The organism is Maribacter sp. 4G9 (genome assembly GCF_002742265.1).
GTDB lineage: Bacteria > Bacteroidota > Bacteroidia > Flavobacteriales > Flavobacteriaceae > Maribacter.
Genome location: NZ_MDGL01000160.1, coordinates 34,082 through 53,164, shown reverse-complemented (window position 1 = coordinate 53,164; position 19,083 = coordinate 34,082). Strand labels below are relative to the sequence as shown.

General features: G+C 41.7%; 18 protein-coding genes. 13 read left to right on the top strand and 5 right to left on the bottom strand.

Annotated features, from left to right (window positions below; genetic code table 11):
• Positions 1–22: 22 nt before the first annotated feature.
• The 5 genes from BFP75_RS16355 to galK all read left to right on the top strand — a co-directional run bounded on the left by BFP75_RS16355 (position 23) and on the right by galK (position 7,182).
• Positions 23–973 carry a septum formation inhibitor Maf gene (locus BFP75_RS16355; protein WP_099546432.1) on the top strand — a complete coding sequence of 317 codons (951 nt, stop codon included), beginning with the start codon at positions 23–25 and terminating at the stop codon, positions 971–973.
• 4 nt (positions 974–977) lie between these two features.
• Positions 978–1,535, top strand: a complete 558-nt coding sequence (locus tag BFP75_RS16350) for a mechanosensitive ion channel domain-containing protein (RefSeq protein ID WP_099546431.1) — start codon at positions 978–980, stop codon at positions 1,533–1,535.
• Positions 1,536–1,620: 85 nt separating this feature from the next.
• Entirely contained in the window at positions 1,621–4,152 is a 2,532-nt protein-coding gene (locus BFP75_RS16345; RefSeq protein WP_099546430.1) for a PIG-L family deacetylase, read from the top strand.
• A 111-nt stretch (positions 4,153–4,263) separates the two neighbouring features.
• Positions 4,264–5,997 (top strand): sodium:solute symporter, encoded by a 1,734-nt coding sequence (locus BFP75_RS16340; protein ID WP_099546429.1) that lies wholly within the window; start codon positions 4,264–4,266, stop codon positions 5,995–5,997.
• 27 nt (positions 5,998–6,024) lie between these two features.
• The gene (galK, locus tag BFP75_RS16335; RefSeq protein ID WP_099546428.1) at positions 6,025–7,182 is read left to right on the top strand and encodes a galactokinase; all 1,158 of its coding nucleotides are present in this window, start codon (positions 6,025–6,027) and stop codon (positions 7,180–7,182) included.
• 147 nt (positions 7,183–7,329) lie between these two features.
• Here galK and BFP75_RS16330 read toward each other — a convergent pair whose 3' ends face one another.
• Together BFP75_RS16330 and BFP75_RS16325 are read right to left on the bottom strand one after the other, a co-directional pair.
• Positions 7,330–8,172, bottom strand: a complete 843-nt coding sequence (locus BFP75_RS16330; protein ID WP_099546427.1) for a DUF2911 domain-containing protein — start codon at positions 8,170–8,172, stop codon at positions 7,330–7,332.
• Positions 8,173–8,260: 88 nt separating this feature from the next.
• On the bottom strand, positions 8,261–9,439 hold the full coding sequence (locus BFP75_RS16325; RefSeq protein ID WP_099546426.1) for a secretion protein: 1,179 nt from the start codon (positions 9,437–9,439) through the stop codon (positions 8,261–8,263).
• Positions 9,440–9,640: 201 nt separating this feature from the next.
• Here BFP75_RS16325 and BFP75_RS16320 point away from each other — a divergent pair, with 201 nt between their 5' ends.
• Genes BFP75_RS16320 through BFP75_RS16310 form a run of 3 tightly spaced genes read left to right on the top strand, consistent with a single transcriptional unit; the run spans position 9,641 to position 12,142 of the window.
• The gene (locus BFP75_RS16320; protein ID WP_099546425.1) at positions 9,641–10,138 is read left to right on the top strand and encodes an SRPBCC family protein; all 498 of its coding nucleotides are present in this window, start codon (positions 9,641–9,643) and stop codon (positions 10,136–10,138) included.
• Positions 10,139–10,825: an SDR family NAD(P)-dependent oxidoreductase gene (locus BFP75_RS16315; protein WP_099546424.1), complete on the top strand. Its 687-nt coding sequence runs from the start codon at positions 10,139–10,141 to the stop codon at positions 10,823–10,825. It abuts the gene before it with no gap.
• Positions 10,826–12,142, top strand: coding sequence for a cryptochrome/photolyase family protein (locus tag BFP75_RS16310; RefSeq protein ID WP_099546423.1), 1,317 nt, complete (start codon positions 10,826–10,828; stop codon positions 12,140–12,142). It abuts the gene before it with no gap.
• Here BFP75_RS16310 and BFP75_RS16305 read toward each other — a convergent pair whose 3' ends face one another.
• Positions 12,143–13,198: a DUF6340 family protein gene (locus BFP75_RS16305; RefSeq protein WP_099546422.1), complete on the bottom strand. Its 1,056-nt coding sequence runs from the start codon at positions 13,196–13,198 to the stop codon at positions 12,143–12,145. It abuts the gene before it with no gap.
• Between the two features lie 257 nt (positions 13,199–13,455).
• On the opposite strand from BFP75_RS16305, the gene BFP75_RS16300 reads away from it, so the two are divergent.
• From BFP75_RS16300 to BFP75_RS16285, 5 genes are read left to right on the top strand one after another with little or no spacing between them, the layout of a single operon-like run.
• Complete coding sequence (locus BFP75_RS16300; RefSeq protein ID WP_099546421.1) at positions 13,456–14,883, top strand: amidohydrolase; 1,428 nt, start codon at positions 13,456–13,458, stop codon at positions 14,881–14,883.
• 11 nt (positions 14,884–14,894) lie between these two features.
• On the top strand, positions 14,895–15,059 hold the full coding sequence (locus BFP75_RS21555; protein WP_123803495.1) for a Lacal_2735 family protein: 165 nt from the start codon (positions 14,895–14,897) through the stop codon (positions 15,057–15,059).
• A 52-nt stretch (positions 15,060–15,111) separates the two neighbouring features.
• Complete coding sequence (locus BFP75_RS16295; RefSeq protein WP_099546420.1) at positions 15,112–15,525, top strand: VOC family protein; 414 nt, start codon at positions 15,112–15,114, stop codon at positions 15,523–15,525.
• Positions 15,526–15,577: 52 nt separating this feature from the next.
• Positions 15,578–15,982, top strand: coding sequence for a GNAT family N-acetyltransferase (locus tag BFP75_RS16290; RefSeq protein WP_240531814.1), 405 nt, complete (start codon positions 15,578–15,580; stop codon positions 15,980–15,982).
• A gap of 52 nt (positions 15,983–16,034) precedes the next feature.
• The gene (locus BFP75_RS16285) at positions 16,035–17,039 is read left to right on the top strand and encodes a pirin family protein (RefSeq protein ID WP_099546418.1); all 1,005 of its coding nucleotides are present in this window, start codon (positions 16,035–16,037) and stop codon (positions 17,037–17,039) included.
• 5 nt (positions 17,040–17,044) lie between these two features.
• On the opposite strand, the gene murA is transcribed toward BFP75_RS16285, so the two are convergent.
• The gene (gene murA, locus BFP75_RS16280; protein ID WP_099546417.1) at positions 17,045–18,352 is read right to left on the bottom strand and encodes a UDP-N-acetylglucosamine 1-carboxyvinyltransferase; all 1,308 of its coding nucleotides are present in this window, start codon (positions 18,350–18,352) and stop codon (positions 17,045–17,047) included.
• A gap of 15 nt (positions 18,353–18,367) precedes the next feature.
• Complete coding sequence (locus BFP75_RS16275) at positions 18,368–19,018, bottom strand: DUF4290 domain-containing protein (RefSeq protein ID WP_099546416.1); 651 nt, start codon at positions 19,016–19,018, stop codon at positions 18,368–18,370.
• Positions 19,019–19,083: the final 65 nt, after the last annotated feature.

Here is a 19,083-nt window from a genome sequence, read left to right as displayed (position 1 = left end):
ATTTTAGTCAAAAGAACTTGCTATGTTTAAAAAATGGTTGACCCTAGAAGTATCGGTTATTCTTTTCGCTGCCGCATGTACGGTATTTCAGTCATGCAATTCCAAAGAATCCGCCAAGAACAAAGAAGAAATCGCATCCATTCAAAAGGAGCCTGAAACCCCTCGAAAAAAACTACCTCAAGAATTTAAGGAGTATTGGTATTCTGGAACGGCCGAAATCACTTCCTATGAATTGGAGCAGGCCCGTTATGGTGAATTACGTACGGGAAAAGCGGTCATGATCTATGTTACGGAACCTTTTGAAAAAGACAAGCAAATAAAAGCTGACAATCCTTCGCCAAACAATGTCCCCGTTTTAAAATTGAATGCCAGCAAGAAGTACCTTACCGGTATCTACCCCTACTCCATTATGACCAGTAGCTTCTATCCCGTTTATGACAACCAGCACGCGCTAAAGGTTACCTTTTCAGCCCAGGAATGGTGTGGTCATGTATATGCCCAAATTAACAATAAGGAAGAGTTTCAGGTAACCTCACATTCGTATTTTGAATCGGAGGGCGACCAAGAATTCAACCTTAAAAAAACAATTTTGGAAAATGAACTTTGGAACAAGCTAAAAATCAGTCCGGAAAATCTGCCCCAAGGGAAACTCCAAATTGTGCCTTCTTTGGAATTTATTAGGCTACGCCACAAGGAACTTAAAGCGTATGATGCGGAAGCAACGCTGACCAATTCTGAAGGCCTTTACACCTATGAAATCAAGTATCCAGAACTGGAAAGAACCCTTTCCATTACCTTTCAAAATTCCTTTCCTTATAGTATAGAAGGATGGACGGAAACTATGAAAAGTGGGTTTGGCCCGGATGCCCAGGCCCTTAAGTCAACGGCAAGAAAAATCAAGTCGATAAATACCCCCTATTGGCAACAGAATGCCAATAAGGATATATATTTGCGCGATAGTTTAGGTCTCTAATTTTATGGAAAGTTTTCTTGCATATAATAAGAACAGTCTCTTTTTCAGTGTTATCCTTTTTGTTTTAATCATCATTTTAAAAATCGTATTCACATCTATTGTGAAAAAGGTGGGCAAACTGAGTGATTTCAACCCTGTGCGAATCAATTTGATCATCAAATACATCAATATTGTTCTTATTATGATGGCCATTATTTCCTTTACTTTTATTTGGGGCGTAAACTATAGGGATCTAGGCGTTCTCCTTTCTTCGGTTTTTGCCGTAATTGGGGTAGCCTTATTTGCCCAATGGTCCATTTTGAGCAATATTACTGCAGGGGTCATCATCTTCTTTTCCTTTCCATTTAAAATAGGGAATACCATACGGATTTTGGACAAGGAAATCCTGGATTCGGATAACCCGGAGCGGGAGGTTTTCGTCATCGAGGACATCAAACCCTTCCATCTTCACTTGAGAAGGGCCAATGGTGAAATAATCACCTATCCCAATAACCTGATTCTACAAAAAGGTGTGGTATTGATATCGACTTATAAAAGCGAGGAGGTCGATACGGATAAATGATGGGGCAGTCTGTTAAAGAAGTCGTAAAATCAAGTCTTAGGGATGCAATCTTTTTATCTTTGAAATTAGACCAAAAACCAATTTCATGCGCCGTATTTCCATATTTTTTATAACGTGCATTTTCCTAGTAACTCCATTCTTCGCACAAACACCAAAAAATCATTCCCCGTCCGACATATTCCATGAGATTCAAAAACTGAATTTTTTAGGTACGGCATTATACATTGCGGCACACCCAGATGATGAAAATACAAGGCTCATCTCCTACCTCTCCAACCATGTTCACGCAAGGACAGGATACCTTTCCTTGACCAGGGGTGACGGCGGACAGAATTTAATAGGACCTGAACTAAGGGAATTGTTGGGCGTACTGCGAACACAGGAATTATTGGCCGCCAGAAGAGTGGACGGTGGCGAGCAACTGTTCACTAGGGCCGTTGATTTTGGATATTCAAAAAATCCCAAAGAGACTTTGGAGATTTGGGACAAGGAGATGATATTGGGCGATGTAGTAACTGCCATCCGTAAATTTAAGCCCGATGTAATTGTCAATCGATTCGACCATAGAAGTCCGGGTACTACCCACGGTCATCATACTGCCTCAGCCATGCTAAGTATGGAAGCCTTTGATTTGGCCAATGACCCTAATGCATTTCCAAACCGACTAGAAAATACCGATACATGGCAACCAAAACGTTTGTTTTTCAATACTTCTTGGTGGTTTTATGGAAGTATGGAAAAATTTGAACAAGCGGACAAATCCAAATTATTAAACGTTGACATTGGTACCTACTACCCCATGTTGGGATTGTCCAATAATGAAATTGCGGCTTTAGCCAGTAGCCAGCACCTTTGCCAAGGCTTTGGAAGATTAAGTTCACGTGGTTCAGAAGAGGAATATCTGGAGCTTTTGAAAGGTGATATGCCACAAAACAACTCCAACTTGTTCGAGGGTATCAATACAACATGGACAAGGGTTGCGGGGGGAAAGGAAATAGGCACTATCCTTGACAAAGTGGAAGCCGAATTTAATTTTAAGGACCCTTCCGTTCATTTGTCCGATTTGGTGGAAGCCTATCAACTGCTGCAAAAAATTGCCGACGACCACTGGAAGGAGCTTAAATCCAAAGAGCTTAGGGCCATTATCGAAGAGGTTGGCGGATTGCATCTTGAAGCCTTTACATCTCAGGGATATTCCAATCCAGGAGCACCCATTTCCCTAAATTTGGAAGCGGTAAATAGGAGCAACAAAAAAATCATGCTGGAATCTGTATTCATAAATGATGCTATTCTATTAAATGAACCCATAAACCTGAAGGACAACAAGTTGTTTCAAAAGGAGCTTAAGTTCAACATTCAAGAATCCACCAACTATACCGGTCCATATTGGTTGATGGAAAAAGGAACCTTGGGTACGTACAAAGTAACGGATATGGAATTAATCGGTAAACCTGAAAGTCCAAGGGCATTTACCGCAACCTTTCATTTGAGCTTTGATGGTGTCAAGATCCCCATTACAAAAGATGTATTGTACAAATATGGACGACCTGACAAAGGGGAAATCTATCAGCCATTTGAAATTGTACCCAAGGCCACTTCCATGCTAAAGGACAAGGTCATTATTTTCTCTGATGGTACTGCCAAGCAAATACCGGTGACCGTAAAGGCGCATAAGGACAATGTAAAAGGAATGGTAAGACTAAGGATCGGCCAGGAATGGATTCTTGATACCCCGGCACAGGCTTTCAATATTGAAAAGAAGGGGGACGAGCAGACGCTCTTTTTTACGTTATCACCTCCAGCTTCGGAAGACGAAGCCTACATGACCTCTATAGTGGAAGTGGATGGTGAGGAAATCCCAAAAGAATTGGTAACCATTGCCTATGACCATATTCCAACACAGACCGTATTGATGCCATCTGAGGCCAAAGTTGTTCGGTTGGATATCCAAAACGCCGGACAGAATATTGGATATATTATGGGGGCAGGTGATGATGTCCCCACCAGTTTGGAACAAATTGGGTTTGCAGTCCATACGGTGTATCCGGAAGAAATCACGGAAAATTCTTTGGATAAATATGATGCCGTGGTTCTTGGTATTCGCGCCTATAACGTAGTCAATGAACTGAGCTTCAAACAAAGGCATATCCTTGACTATGCAAAAAACGGTGGTACCTTAATCGTTCAGTATAACACCGCAGGTAGATGGGCAGACCAATTTGAAAACATTGCGCCCTATGAACTTCAAATTTCAAGGGATCGTGTTACCAATGAAAATTCTGAGGTAAAAATTATCGCGGAAGACCATGATTTGGTTAATTACCCTAATAAAATCACGACAGAAGATTTCAAGGGTTGGGTTCAGGAACGTGGGCTATACTTTCCCGATAAATGGAGCAAGGAATTTACCCCCATCCTGGAAATGAAGGATGAAGGCGAGAAAGCCACAAAAGGAAGCCTATTGATAGCTCCTTATGGAGAAGGTCACTATATTTACACTGGATTAAGCTTTTTTAGGGAACTTCCGGCAGGTGTTCCCGGGGCCTATAAATTATTTTCAAACATGCTATCCGTTGGGAAGGATAACTTGTCAAAAAAGAAACAGATCAAAGGATGAGCCAGGACAAAGACGACCATAAAAGCTGGAAGCGCGAGTATTCGTTGGTTCTAATTTTAAATCTCATCTATATTCTTGTTTTTTACCTCATAATGACTTCATACAATTAGAATGGGAGCACTAGACTGGACAATTCTTTGTGGAACCCTATTATTCATTGTGTCGTACGGGGTATGGAAAACCAAGGGTAGCGCAAATGTCGATGACTATGTAAAAGGGGGTAATGAGGCCCAATGGTGGACCATAGGTCTTTCCGTAATGGCCACACAGGCAAGTGCCATAACCTTCCTATCCACTCCCGGTCAAGCCTTTCATGACGGAATGGGCTTCGTTCAGTTTTATTTTGGCCTTCCCCTTGCCATGATTATTATTTGCTTGGTCTTTGTGCCTATTTACCATAGAATGAAGGTGTATACTGCCTATGAGTTTTTGGAGGGTAGATTCGATTTAAAAACCCGTTCCCTAGCGGCAATTTTATTTTTGTTACAACGGGGCCTTGCGGCAGGTATTACGATTTTTGCACCCTCCATTATTCTTTCGGCGGTATTGGGGTGGGATTTGGGCACTTTAAACGTCATAATTGGTACTCTGGTCATTATCTATACCGTTTCTGGGGGTACCAATGCGGTCAGCGTTACCCAAAAGCAGCAGATGTTCATTATCATGACAGGAATGTTTGTGGCATTCTTCTTTATTTTAGGATTTCTTCCATCGGACATTACCTTTTCAAAAGCTTTAAAAATTGCAGGCGCCAGCAATAAGCTTGATATACTGGATTTTAGCATGAACACAAAAAGCAGGTATACTTTTTGGAGTGGGATTACTGGGGGACTCTTTTTGGCCTTGGCCTATTTTGGGACCGATCAAAGCCAGGTACAGCGATATTTGTCGGGTAAATCCATCAGGGAGAGCCAGCTAGGTTTGGTATTCAATGCCATCTTTAAAATACCCATGCAGTTTTTTATCCTTTTGGTAGGCGTAATGGTATTTGTTTTTTATCAATATAATCCATCACCCTTAAATTTTAATCCAGCCGCAACATCGGCCGTGATGGATTCAGAATACTCCGAAGATTATAAAATTCTACAGGAAGGACAAGTTGCCTTGGAGGCGGAAAAACGCATCGCCCAAAACCAGTTTTCAGCTGCCTTGGATATTAAGGAATACACAGCGGTACAGGATGCCAAACAACAAATTATTCGCATAAACCAAAAGGATAGTACCAACAGGATTGCCGCGAAAGCACTGATCTCGCGTGCCGATGAATCCATTGAAACCAATGATAAGGATTATGTGTTCATCCACTTCATTCTCAATAATCTTCCTAAAGGATTGATAGGCCTTTTATTGGCGGTTATTCTATCCGCGGCCATGTCCTCAACGGCATCGGAACTCAATGCCTTGGGAACCATAACGGCCCTGGATTTATACAAAAGGAACAAGAAGGGTTCCTTTACAGAAAAACATTACGTGCGAGCCTCCAAGGCATTTACTTTTGTATGGGGCGTTATTGCCATATTGATCGCCTGTATTGCCAATCTTTTTGATAACCTTATACAATTGGTGAATATTATTGGTAGTATCTTTTATGGTAATGTTTTAGGAATTTTCCTTCTGGCCTTTTTCTTCAAATTTGTAAAGGGCAATGCGGTATTTTTTGCCGCCATAATCACACAAATTATTATTTGCATCATTTATTATAACCTAATACATATTTATCCCTCTGGCGAAGAAAAATTGGGATATCTATGGTTGAACTTTATTGGTGCAGCTTTGGTAATAATTACGTCCATAGTATTTGAAGCTTTTGACAGAATGTTGAGCAAACCGCCATCTGAAGCATAACCAGCTATTGACCAATACGATATTCCCATGATTGCTGACGACATTAAAAGTTCGTTTATATCGAATTACAAAAAGAAACCACTTTTGGTAAGGGCTCCCGGCAGGATCAATTTAATAGGCGAACATACCGACTATAATATGGGTGTTGTGCTTCCTGCTTCCATTGAAAAAGCCATATATTTTGCCATTCAAAAAAATGAAAGGGAGATTATAAACATTGAGACCTTTCTGACCGCTCCTGAAAAAATTGTATTTGAACTGAATGGAGATCACAAACCGTATCAGGCCTTTTGGGGAAACTACTTTAAGGCCATTATCGAGATTATGATAGAAAAGGGATATTCCTTGGAGGGCTTTGATTGTGTTTTTGGGGGAGATATTCCTATCGGTGCAGGACTCTCCTCATCCGCCGCCCTATGTTGCGGTTTTATATTGGGGGTTTCTGAAATTTTGGGATTATCCATAAGTAAAGAGGAAAATGCCCTAATTGCACAGGCTGCGGAGCATAAGATCGGACTTAACTGCGGACTGATGGATCAATATGCCGTTTTGTTCGGTAAAAAAGGTAACGCCCTCTTTCTTGATTGTAAGGATTTGACCCTTGATTATGTTCCAATCAATTTAAAAGGCTATAGCTGGGCCTTAATTGACTCTAAAATAAAACATAACCTTGCCGTTGATTCAGAATATAATAAAAGAAGAAATTCTTGTGAAACGGTAGTCTCCGTTATAAATAGTAGTATCAAACCCGTGTCCTCACTAAGGGAAGTAACCATGGAAGATCTTGAAAAAGTACAAATGGAACTAAGTCCAACGGATTATACACGGGCAAAATATATCTTGGAAGAAAATGGCAGGGTCCATAAAATGATGGATGCCCTTAAATCCGGTAATGGAAATCTTGTGGGTTCTATTCTTTTGGAAGGTCACTGGGCGATGTCAACCCAGTATGAAATCACCACTCCCGAACTGGATTTTTTAGTTAAAATAGGGGAAGGATTGGAGGGTGTTCTTGGATCTAGGATGATGGGTGGCGGATTTGGAGGCTGCACTATAAACCTACTTAAAACGGACCAGTTGGAATCGTCCTTGGAAGCAATAAAGAAAGCCTATTACACGGAGACCCAGATAACATGTGAAACCTACCCGCTTGAAATTGGGGACGGGGTGCATCTGTTGAAGTAAACTTTAGGAAAAATCCACTAGGTATTGATATCCAGTTTATTTTAAATTTCAAGGCACGCATAGCTGCAATCGCCCCTACTGTCTGAGCCAAAAAAAAAGCCCGAATGCACAATGCATTTCGGGCTTCTATAAGAAGTTACAAGATTCTTAAGCTCCCCATTCCTTTAAGGAATCCTCATTCATCTTTACATAATCTGCATTGCCGGCTTCCTTCGCTTTTGCCAATGATTTTTTGGCCGCTTTGATTGCACCTTTTTTGTCACCGGCTTTGGCCAGAATCAAGGATTGTTGTCTTAATTGCCAATACGCTGGATTCTCGGTCATGGACATGGCGGTATCCATCCAATCCTTGGCCTTTGAAATGTCCTTGCCCTCACTTAAATAATAGACTGCTGCGGCATAATAATCACCCGCTCCCGGTCCGGACATGATCTTATCTATGTTGTTCATAACAGCTGCATCCGTAGGAACCTCAATAGGAACCCCTACATAAACCTGCTCCCACATGATACCCAAATTGGCCCCTGTATTGGTAAGGTCATCGATTGTAATGGTAAAAGTTTCAATGGGCATTTCAATGGGATAAACCGGAACGGTAGCCTTGGCCATTATTTTGCTCTCCTCCCAATTTGATGGTACTCCGCCTCCATTGGTATCCGTATAGAAAAAGACTTCCCACTCCTTTGCACCCGGCTTTGTAAATATGGAATAGGTTCCAGCCTTTACCTCGTTACCTGCAATTGTTACATCGGTATCAAAAGAAATCGTGGTATATGCGTTTGCTCCAGTTCTCCACAATTTGCCATAGGGGACCAAATCGCCAAACACTTTTCTTCCTCGCATGGAAGGCCTGGAATAATCTACGACCATCTCTGTCAATCCAACCATTTGGACCAATTTTGAGGAAGGACTTGGGGCCGGGGTATTTATCTGGGCCTCAAGGGAAAAAGAAGCCACAATGGCCAATAAAAAGAGTACTACCTTGTTCATAATTAATTGATTTATTTAGTTTTAACAAAACTAGGTATAAACCAAAATCCCATTTGTTAAGAAAGTCTTAAATAACCAAGGATATAATCTAATAGAGTGCGAAGGGTACAGAAATGGTTCCCGTATTCAAATAAGCAGCGAAATAAAAAATACCGGGTCCAAAGACATTTCTTGAAATAACTCCGGATGTATTGACTTCATCCTTGGAAATCCATACAAGCCTTCCCGATGCATCAAAAATGGCACTTCCAAAAACCGTATTAGGGGTTTGAATTTCATACAGAAACGAACCGAAATTCATATCCTTATAGATGATAATCGTCTCATCCTGTTCGTTTTCGATGGGTTCTTCAGGTGTTTCTGGTTCATCCGGGGTTTCGGGAGTTTCCGGTTCTTCCTCCGGAACCTCTGGGTCTGGGAACTGCAATTTAAAGAGCCTTGCCTCACTTGTAATGCTTGGGGTTTGCCTGGAAAAGAATTCTGAAGTAATATAGAAGTCGGTCGAATTGGTTTGGGTGATACCTTCCGTTTGTACGAACTGTAGGCCCATATCGAACCTTTCAGCTTCCCCATTAAATAGGTTCGTGCTATCTGAACCGCTAAATTTAATTAGAAAGGGGGTTAAAATGGACGAATACCCCAGCATATACAATTCACGTGTTGTGTCATTATAATCGGCATCCGTAACCAGTCCTACTTCACTTATGGCATCAATTCGAGTGGCCGTGTGATTTCCGGTAGTTTTTGGAATCGAATAGGCCACGGAACCCTGACTTTGCCATTGCTTTGTAAAAATAACCAATGTATTATCCAAGGATATAAACGCTTCGGCATCCCAATCGGAATTTCCATTATTGTTAAAATCAACCTGATCTTCATAGCTGAACGTGATTCTTTCGGCTTGTACCTGATCAGATCCCAAATAATCCGTTTTATCGATCCTGTAAACGACCAAATCCGTTCTGGTACCCACATTATTTCCAAAATCCCCAATGTATAGATAGTTTTCATCCTGTGTCAATGCTTCCCAATCCACATTCTCTGCATTGGTGATGGTTATTCGTCTGGTTATGGACAAAGAGGTCGTATCCATCTCATAAAGCACAGGTTCATTTCCGGAATCGTTATGGGTAATCAATCGATCGTTAAAAAAAAGAAGACCCGAAGTTTCGTTTATCTCACTATCCAGAACGCCCACTACAGATACGGTTTGCTGCGCCTTTAGGACGGAAACAAGAAGAAATAAAAAAGCCGTAACATATTTCATGGCAAAACTCACATTACATGGAAAATTACAAAATCCTTTTCTTAGGTCATATACTAAAACCTTTTTAACCTTTTAAGTGTCCTATTCATCGATAAACATTCTTTTTACTATTCCTAGGTCGATGTAAAAGGTTTAATTTTTGTTTAATCTTTTTAACTTATCATTAAACATAAATTAAATATCTTTGTTTAAATTCATTATATGAAGCTGTATCAACTGAAATCAAAACAATATCTACCCATAGGCACACGGGAAGCGTGGGAGTTCCTTTCAGATCCGAAAAACTTAACCGTAATTACACCAGAGCACATGGGTTTTGATATACTTGATGGGGCGGATAGAAAAATGTTCCCAGGGCAAATCATCCAATATAATGTGAAACCATTTCCTGGTTATACCACTAAATGGGTAACAGAGATAACCCAGGTCCAACAGGGAAGTTACTTTGTGGACGAACAGCGTTTTGGACCATACCGCTTATGGCATCACAAACATTTTATAAACGAAATTGAGGGCGGTATAGAAATGGAGGACATTATTGATTATAAATTACCATTTGGCATTTTGGGCCAAATGGCGCATCCTTTGTTAGTAAAAAGGCAATTACAGCAAATATTTAAGTATAGGGAGCAAAAATTGACAGCGCTTTTCGGTACTATTCCAGATAAGGAAAATAGACTTGAATTTAAAACTATATAAATGAAGACGATATTATTGATTGGCGGTTCGCATGGGATAGGATTGGATATTGTAGACCAATTAAAGGAAACCCATAATTTGATCGTGGCCTCTAGAACTGAACCTCCTGAATACATGCAAGGTATTACCCATATCCCATTTGATGCCATAGAGGATGTTCTAAATACTGACAATATTCCTGAGCTTGACGGATTCGTCTATTGTCCCGGAAGTATCAACCTGAAGCCTTTTAAGATGATGAGCCTAGAGACCTTTGAGAACGATATGGAAATTAATTTCTTTGGTTTGGTAAGGGTCGTGAAAAGTATAATTGCCAAGATGAAAGAAGATTCAAGCATGGTTTTCTTCAGTACCGTGGCCGTTTCCAATGGAATGCCCTTCCATACCAGTGTAGCTTCGGCAAAAGGCGCCATTGAAGGGTTTGCAAAATCTTTGGCCGCAGAATATGCGCCAAAAATTAGGGTGAACGTCGTGGCACCTTCGCTTGTCGATACCCCTTTGGCAAGCAGATTGCTGAACAACGACAAAAAAAGGGAATCCATGGGCGAAAGACATCCCTTAAAAAGAGTAGGTACTCCAGAAGATATAGGAAATATTGTTTCCTTTCTTTTAAGTGATAAAAGTTCTTGGATGACCGGACAAATAATTGGTGTTGACGGAGGGATTTCCACCCTAAACCTAAGTTAAATGTCCAAAAACAAACTCAATATTTTTTGGTTTAGAAGGGATTTGCGCTTGGACGATAATGTCGGTTTTTTAGCGGCATTGAAAGGCGAACAAAAAGTACTGCCCATTTTTATCTTCGACACCAATATACTTTCCAAATTGCCCGAAAAGGATGCCAGGGTAACCTTCATTTTTGAATCCTTGCAAAAAATGAGGAGCGAACTTCAAGATGCATGGAACAGCTCTTTGGCAATATATTCGGGAACGCCAAAAAATATATTCAAAGAGCTTATTGATACCTATGATATTCAATCGGTGTATACGAACAGGGATTACGAGCCCTATGCCCGGGAAAGGGATGCGGAGATCGAAAAGCTATTGGGAGACAATGATATAGCTTTCCACACTTTTAAGGACCAGGTTATTTTTGAAAAATCCGAAGTCATGAAGGACGACGGTGACCCGTATGTGGTATATACGCCTTACAAGAACAAGTGGAAAGAAGTCTTTGAAAAGGACAAGGATTTGGAAATTCATTATACCCACGGCTTTCTGGATAACCTGATAAATAATACAAGACTACCAAACCTATCGTTGAGCGATTTGGGGTTTAAAAAATCGGATATTGAGGTACCTGATTATACGGTCACCCCTACCCTGATCAACAATTATGAAGATACCCGAAACTTTCCTGCAAAGGAGAACGGCACCTCACGGTTGGGCCCCCATTTGAGGTTTGGGACGGCATCGGTAAGAAAAATGATGAAAAAAGCCATTCATGAGGAGAACGAAGTGTTTTGGAGCGAATTGATCTGGCGCGAATTTTTTATGCAAATACTTTGGCATTTTCCACATACCAAGGATAAAGCTTTTAAGCCGAAATATGACCGCATAGAATGGCGCAACAATGAAGATGAATTTGAAAAATGGAAAAAGGGAGTAACGGGTTATGCCCTTGTAGATGCCGGAATGCGGGAACTCAACACAACAGGTTTCATGCACAACAGGGTACGGATGCTCGTTGCAAGTTTCCTTTGTAAACATTTATTGATTGATTGGCGCTGGGGAGAAGCCTATTTTGCTGAAAAACTCCTGGATTATGAGATGAGTTCCAACGTGGGAAATTGGCAATGGGCCGCAGGAAGTGGTGTGGATGCAGCCCCTTACTTTAGGATATTCAACCCCATGACACAAGTGGATAAGTTCGACAAGGAAAGGGAATATATCAACAAATGGGTTCCAGAACTGCAAGAACTAACCTATCCCGATAAAATGGTGGACCATAAAATGGCCAGGGAGCGCTGCTTGGAAACCTATAAAGAAGCGCTTAATAATTGATTATCTGGAAAGCTGATCGAACTTGGCTTCCAATTCTTGCTTTTCGGCTATTCTTCTTCGTAGGATGTTTACGTAGTCCAAGGCCAATCTTGTTTCAAAATCGGAATATGAAGCGGAAGCAAATTCCAAAGCTTTTTCCAGATCGCCATTGATTTCATTGATGATGGCCATGTTATAATGGGCCCTTCCGGCAATTTTAGGCTTTCTGTTATTGAGTTCAGCGGCCCATAAATCGGCAGCACCGTCCCAGTTGCCCGTTCTGGCCCGTCGCATCGCTATTTTGAAATTATTGGTGCCCCGCACAAAATAATCCCTAGCCACCCTAACGTTTATAGGCCTCGTTAAAAGTCCGTAATCCACACCAATGGTATTGCTGATTTGCAATACACCTTCCTTTCTGCCAACAATGGCCTCAAATGCTTTCGCAGGGTTGACGCCTTCCCCTATTGAAGTAAGGAAATCATTAAAAATATACTCATTCAATATAGTTTTTGTAGTTGGATCGTATACCCTCCAGCCGTTTTCAATTAACGTATTTAGGGTCAATCTATGACCTGGAATACCCACATTGATACCAAGGTTGTTGGGCAGGTTTACCGTGGTCAATTCATAGTTGGGAGTTGTGTCCGTATCATAGAACTCCAATGAAAAAAGGAGGTCTACGCCATGTGTACGACAAATTTCTTCCACAACATCGGTAGGTAACGCCGCAGGAAAGACACCAAGCCCCTTTCGCTGATCATCAACATCCGCTATGTTAATTACCTCAAACCTTCCATCCCTACTTAATTCATCCATAAGGCCTTGAATGGCATATTCCGCACCTTCTTTATCCAAATTTCGCCCTTCCAAGGACAATACTTTATCAAGTTTGTCAAGTTTGTTATTTTCTTCGGATGGAATGCTCCGGTTAATAATACCAATTTTGGTAACATTTGAAGGAATTGATATCCTTGGTGCCTGTGTTACCCCCATGGTCAACCTGTTGGTAGAACTACAGGAACTATTGATAATAAAAGTTCCACAAAGAAGGAATAGAAGGATAGAATTTTTCATACTGGTAAAATTTAGGGCCCGAGTAGGTTGATATATAACGAAAAACCAAGCCGTTAAGTATATTTTCCTATTAGATATGCGGAATGAAGCTTTTGCGTTCGCCCCAATAGCCTGACCGGAACATAAAAATTTAGCATTCCACGTAACTATCAACTTCCTTTAAACCTTTTAAAGTCCTATATTTACGATGCAATCGAATCATATTTCGAAATTTTTTATTTGAACAACGAATATCCATACCACAAAAACCAATCAAGATGAAAAATTTAGTACTTCTAGTATGCCTTTTAGGTCTTTTGAACACTGTTCAGGGCCAGAAAATGAGCAAGGAAAAAAAGGCCGTTATTGCTTCGGTAGAAAAACATAAGGAGCAACTAATCAAGATTAGTGATTCCATTTGGGCACTTGCGGAAACCGCCTTTGAGGAAACCGAATCCTCGAGAATCCTAGCGGATTATGCCGAAAAAAATGGTTTGAACGTAACCAGGGGTGTTGCCAATATTCCCACTGCCTTTACCGCTACCTATGGTTCTGGCAAACCGGTAATAAGTATCTTAGGCGAATTTGACGCCTTGCCAGGGATATCGCAAAAGACCATTCCAGAAAAGTCCGCATTAAAGGAGGGTGCCGCTGGTCATGGATGCGGTCACAACATGTTCGGTACGGCGAGTTTGGGAGCGGCCATTGCCATAAAGGAATTGATGGAGGAAGGAAAAATACAAGGTACCGTTAAGTTTTTGGGAACTCCGGCAGAGGAAAAATACTTTGCCAAGGTATGGATGGTAGAGGCCGGGCTCTGGGACGATGTGGACGTTAATGTAAGTTGGCATCCTTCCTCAGGAATTGAGGCCGATGTTCAAACCGGACTTTCCCTTATCGATTTTATCGTAGAATTCCATGGACAGACCGCGCATGCATCCATGGACCCTTGGAACGGAAAAAGCGCCTCAGATGCGTTGGAATTGTATACTACCGGGATAAACTATTACAGGGAGCATATTCTCCCCACATCAAGGATCCACTATCATATACAGGATGGTGGACAAGTAGTAAACGTGGTTCCCGACTATGCCAAACTTTGGGTGCGGGTACGTGACCCAAAAAGGTCCAAGATGTTGCCAACCTACGAACGTGTAAAGGCAATGGCGGAAGGTGCGGCCATCATGGCGGATGTGGACTACAAAATAACATTGGTATCGGGTATTTACGAAACCTTGGTAAACAGGACCGGTGGGGAAATCATGCAATCAAATCTCGAACTTTTAGGACCAATAAGCTATACCGAAGCGGAAGAAACTTTTGGAAGGGCCATTCAAAAGGCTACGGGTAAACCTGAAGTTGGCATGGACGGCAAGGTACATCCCCTAAAAGAAACCGAAGAGAATCCCGGGGGCGGTTCCACGGATGTGGGCGACGTGAGCTGGAATGTACCCAACATAAATCTTGGGGTTACCGTAGCTCCAAAAGATACGCCCTGGCACTCATGGGCTGTGGTAGCCTGTGGCGGTATGTCCATTGGTCACAAAGGAATGGTTTATGCTGCCAAGGCGATGGGCATGACCATGTTGGATCTTTTTGAAAACCCAAAAATGGTAGATGCCGTTAAGGAAGAATTTAAGACTAGAAAAGGAAATGAAGTATATGAAGCTATGATAGATGGGCCACCACCCATCGGAAAAAACTAAATTAAATTGCTATGTTCGGATTATTTAAAAGAAAAACTGAAAAAGAAAAACTCACTGGTGAATATCAAAAGCTGCTTAAAGAGGCTTTTGAATTATCGAAAACAAACAGAAAGGCAAGTGATGATAAATATGCAAAAGCGGATGAAATCCAAAAACAATTGGAGGCATTGGGCTAAGTTTGAAAAATTGGCTTTTGTAACACTTATTTTCCTCCTGCTGCAACATTCTATGAATTCTCAGGAGGATGCACCTCCTAGTTTTGATTTTACCTACGACCACTATTCGCTCATTGTAAAGGATTTGGAAAAAACCGGAACTTTTTACAAAGACATCCTACGGCTTAAGGAAATTCCACATCCTTCCGCCACCTCGGGCTTTAGATGGTTTATAATCAATGGAAATTCGCAGTTGCATTTGATTGGAAAGGACAGCGTTGCCATGAAACACAGCAAAAGTGTCCATTTGTGTTTGGCTACACAAAAGTTGGACGAGTTTGTGGCCTATTTGACAGAGAAGGAGGTTCCTTATTCAGATTGGCCGGGCAAACCTAACGCCATTACCTTAAGAGCCGATGGCGTTCGGCAAATTTATGTTCAAGATCCAGAGAACAATTGGATTGAAATCAATACCGCCAAGCATTAAGAATCATGCAAGCAACGTAGTCTTTCAGGATGAACACTAAATCCATAGGGTATTGCGCATTGTAAATATTTCGGCGGAAACTACGTGGCCCATAAGACATAGGGTTATGTGGCCAGATTTTCCAATGGATTTTGTCAAACTAAAAAATGATAGTGACGGAAAGCACTTCGGTATATTTACCAATGAGAAAATCGTGAGCTGCATTTCGGTGTTTATAGCAGGTGATTCCGCACAATTTAGAAAACTGGCAACTCAACCGGAATACCAAAGAAAGGGTTATGCTGCCTTATTGATCAAGCATGTCATCCATATTTGTTTTCAAATGCAGGTCAAAAGAATTTGGTGCAATGCCAGGATCGACAAAACCCATTTTTATGAAAATTTTGGAATGACCAAAACCAACGAGTTTTTTACAAAGGCAGATTTGGAATTCGTAGTGATGGAACGTATTTTGTAAAGAAGTAGCACTGCCGTAATTTTAGTAGACGTACGGAATAAAACCTAAGTTAATGAGTAATGGTATAGTAAGAAAGTTTCCGCTTGGCCCCCAATGGCAGACCCAAGATCCCTTTTTGTTCTGCGTCCATCATTTGGACCATTTTCCAGAAGGCACTTCTGATTTAGGTCCGGCTCCTGAACTATTAAAGGGGAGACCCTTGGGTAGTGATTTTAATCCAAATCAGGATTGGCGGATGTACCACGGTCAGACCATACCGGGATTTCCGGCACATCCTCACGTAGGTTTTGAGACGGTGACCTTGGTGAACCAAGGTTTCTGTGATCATTCAGATTCCTTAGGGGCGGCAGGGCGTTTTGGTCTAGGTGACACCCAATGGATGACAGCGGGCAGCGGGGTACAACATTCCGAAATGTTTCCATTATTGAATACAGATAAGCAGAATACCTTGGAACTTTTTCAAATTTGGTTGAATCTACCCAAAAAATCCAAATTTGCCGATCCCCATTTTAAGATGCTTTGGCATGAGGACATCCCCGTGATAGAGACTGAAAATGCCACCATAACCGTTATTGCCGGTAATTTTAACGAAACCTTGGCGCTTGACCCACCTCCAGACTCCTGGGCATCAGAGCCAGAAAACATGGTAGCCATCTGGAACATACATATCGAAGCGAATGGCGAACTGAGTCTTCCAAAGGCAGAAAAGAACATTAACAGAAGTATTTATTTTTATGAAGGGGATGAAATTACCTTGGGCAGTGAAACACTTATACAGAACTATGGGGCCGATGTAGACCCTACGGCCGAAATCAGTATCAAGGCCGGCTCACATAGCGCCAAGATTTTAGTGCTGCAGGGGGCTCCCATTGAAGAACCTGTAGCACAACAAGGTCCTTTTGTTATGACGACAAGGGAGGAACTGCAAAAGGCATTTTCACAATTCCGATTGACGCAATTCGGGGGATGGCCCTGGCCTTATCCGGACAATGTGCATCCTGCCGAAAAAGGTCGGTTTGCCAAGTATCCGGATGGAACGATTGTTGAAAAATCCTGACAGGATTAGACCCTATCTATTTTAGCACCTATAGCCCGTAGTCTTACATCTATATTCTCGTACCCCCTATCGATTTGTTCAATATTATGGATAGTTGAAGTCCCTTTTGCCGAAAGAGCCGCAATCAACAAGGAGACACCTGCCCTAATATCGGGCGAGGTCATAGTGGTGGCTTTCAAGGTAGACTTAAAATTATGTCCCATCACGGCCGCCCTATGGGGGTCGCAAAGGATGATCTTAGCGCCCATATCCAATAGTTTATCAACGAAGAACAATCGGCTTTCGAACATTTTTTGATGAATGATCACTTCCCCTTTGGCCTGTATGGCTACCACCAAAATAATACTGAGCAGGTCTGGTGTCAGTCCTGGCCAAGGGGCATCGGCAATGGTCAATATAGATCCATCGATATAATTCTGGATTTCATATCCGTTTGTATGCTTAGGAATATAGATATCATCCCCTCTACGTTCCAGTTGAATACCCAGTTTTCTGAAAACCGTGGGTATCTGTCCCAAATCGTCCCAACTTACATTTTTTATGGTAAGCTCGCTTTTGGTCATGGCGGCAAGGCCGATCCAGCTTCCGATCTCGATCATGTCGGGCAGCATGGTATGTTCCGTTCCCCCCAGTGTTTCCACACCATCAATGACCAATAAGTTGGAACCAACACCAGATATTTTTGCACCCATCCTAATGAGCATTTTACAGAGCTGTTGTAGATAGGGCTCACAAGCGGCGTTATAAATGGTCGTTTGACCTTTAGCCAAAACAGCGGCCATAAGAATATTGGCGGTGCCGGTAACCGAGGCCTCATCCAGCAACATATAGGTACCTTTGAGTTCCTTGGCCTCTACCCCATAAAAATATTCTTCCCGGTTGTACCTAAATTTGGCCCCTAGCTTTATAAAGCCTTCAAAATGGGTATCCAAACGTCTTCTTCCAATTTTATCCCCACCAGGTTTGGGTATATACCCCTTGCCGAATCTGGCCAATAACGGACCTACCAACATTATGGAACCTCGAAGGCTCCGTCCATCTTGTTTGAATTGGTCTGATTGTAGATAATCCAGATTGATATCGTCTGCCTTAAAGGTGTAAGAACCCTTGCCCTTCTTTTGAATCTTGACACCAAGGTCTTCCAAAAGGGAAATCAATTTGTTTACATCGACAATATCCGGGATGTTGTTTATAGTAACTTTTTCCGATGTCAAAAGGACGGCACATAAAATTTGTAATGCCTCGTTCTTCGCACCTTGTGGTGTTATTTCACCGGAGAGCGGGTGACCACCTTCGATTTTAAATGTTCCCATCTTGTAAATGGAAGTTTAGTAGCGTTTTTTACCGCGATTATTAGTTCTATTCTTTTTACCAGCGTTTGACCTAGGAGTTTTGGCTACCTTGTTCTTAAGGAATTGCCCACTGTCCGTAAGGTTTTCGCCTTTTGCGGCAAGATCTATCTCGCCATTGCTAAGCTCATACAAATGGTTGAAAATGGCGGTATCGTCCACAACTTCCTTGTTCCAGTTGAGGTAGCACTTTTTCATATGATTGGCGATGGCATATTCCAATCCGGAACGCTTATCCCCTTTTTCCCACTGAACGGCAACATCGATCATACGTTTGATGTTGTTCCCATAGAATCGGTATTTGGGAAAGTTTTGTGGATAGTCCAAAGGTTCAGGACGCTTCTGTAACATTTCCTTTGACGTAATGGGAAAAGGTGATTCCACATCCAGTTTAAAATCGGACATGATAAATAGCTGGTCCCACAGTTTATGTTGGAAGTCCGGTACGTCGCGCAAATGGGGCTGTAAGTTGCCCATAACACTGATAATGGAGTTCGCCACGCGATTACGCTCGGCCGTATCTTCAATACTTACGGCATAATCCACCATTTTTTGAAAATGCCTTCCATATTCAGGAATAATCAATTGGGGACGCTCTGTATTGTATTCGAGGTTATTTACTAAATCCAAATTGGGAAAATTATCTTTAATAGTCTGAAGAAGTATTCTCTTAACGCCTGCAAATTAATAAAATT

Bases quoted from the DNA above. Each gene is read 5' to 3' on its own strand.
- BFP75_RS16355 (WP_099546432.1), top strand. From the start codon at position 23: ATGTTTAAAAAATGGTTGACCCTAGAAGTATCGGTTATTCTTTTCGCT.
- BFP75_RS16350 (WP_099546431.1), top strand. From the start codon at position 978: ATGGAAAGTTTTCTTGCATATAATAAGAACAGTCTCTTTTTCAGTGTT.
- BFP75_RS16345 (WP_099546430.1), top strand. From the start codon at position 1,621: ATGCGCCGTATTTCCATATTTTTTATAACGTGCATTTTCCTAGTAACT.
- BFP75_RS16340 (WP_099546429.1), top strand. From the start codon at position 4,264: ATGGGAGCACTAGACTGGACAATTCTTTGTGGAACCCTATTATTCATT.
- galK (WP_099546428.1), top strand. From the start codon at position 6,025: ATGATTGCTGACGACATTAAAAGTTCGTTTATATCGAATTACAAAAAG.
- BFP75_RS16330 (WP_099546427.1), bottom strand. From the start codon at position 8,172: ATGAACAAGGTAGTACTCTTTTTATTGGCCATTGTGGCTTCTTTTTCC.
- BFP75_RS16325 (WP_099546426.1), bottom strand. From the start codon at position 9,439: ATGAAATATGTTACGGCTTTTTTATTTCTTCTTGTTTCCGTCCTAAAG.
- BFP75_RS16320 (WP_099546425.1), top strand. From the start codon at position 9,641: ATGAAGCTGTATCAACTGAAATCAAAACAATATCTACCCATAGGCACA.
- BFP75_RS16315 (WP_099546424.1), top strand. From the start codon at position 10,139: ATGAAGACGATATTATTGATTGGCGGTTCGCATGGGATAGGATTGGAT.
- BFP75_RS16310 (WP_099546423.1), top strand. From the start codon at position 10,826: ATGTCCAAAAACAAACTCAATATTTTTTGGTTTAGAAGGGATTTGCGC.
- BFP75_RS16305 (WP_099546422.1), bottom strand. From the start codon at position 13,198: ATGAAAAATTCTATCCTTCTATTCCTTCTTTGTGGAACTTTTATTATC.
- BFP75_RS16300 (WP_099546421.1), top strand. From the start codon at position 13,456: ATGAAAAATTTAGTACTTCTAGTATGCCTTTTAGGTCTTTTGAACACT.
- BFP75_RS21555 (WP_123803495.1), top strand. From the start codon at position 14,895: ATGTTCGGATTATTTAAAAGAAAAACTGAAAAAGAAAAACTCACTGGT.
- BFP75_RS16295 (WP_099546420.1), top strand. From the start codon at position 15,112: ATGAATTCTCAGGAGGATGCACCTCCTAGTTTTGATTTTACCTACGAC.
- BFP75_RS16285 (WP_099546418.1), top strand. From the start codon at position 16,035: ATGAGTAATGGTATAGTAAGAAAGTTTCCGCTTGGCCCCCAATGGCAG.
- murA (WP_099546417.1), bottom strand. From the start codon at position 18,352: ATGGGAACATTTAAAATCGAAGGTGGTCACCCGCTCTCCGGTGAAATA.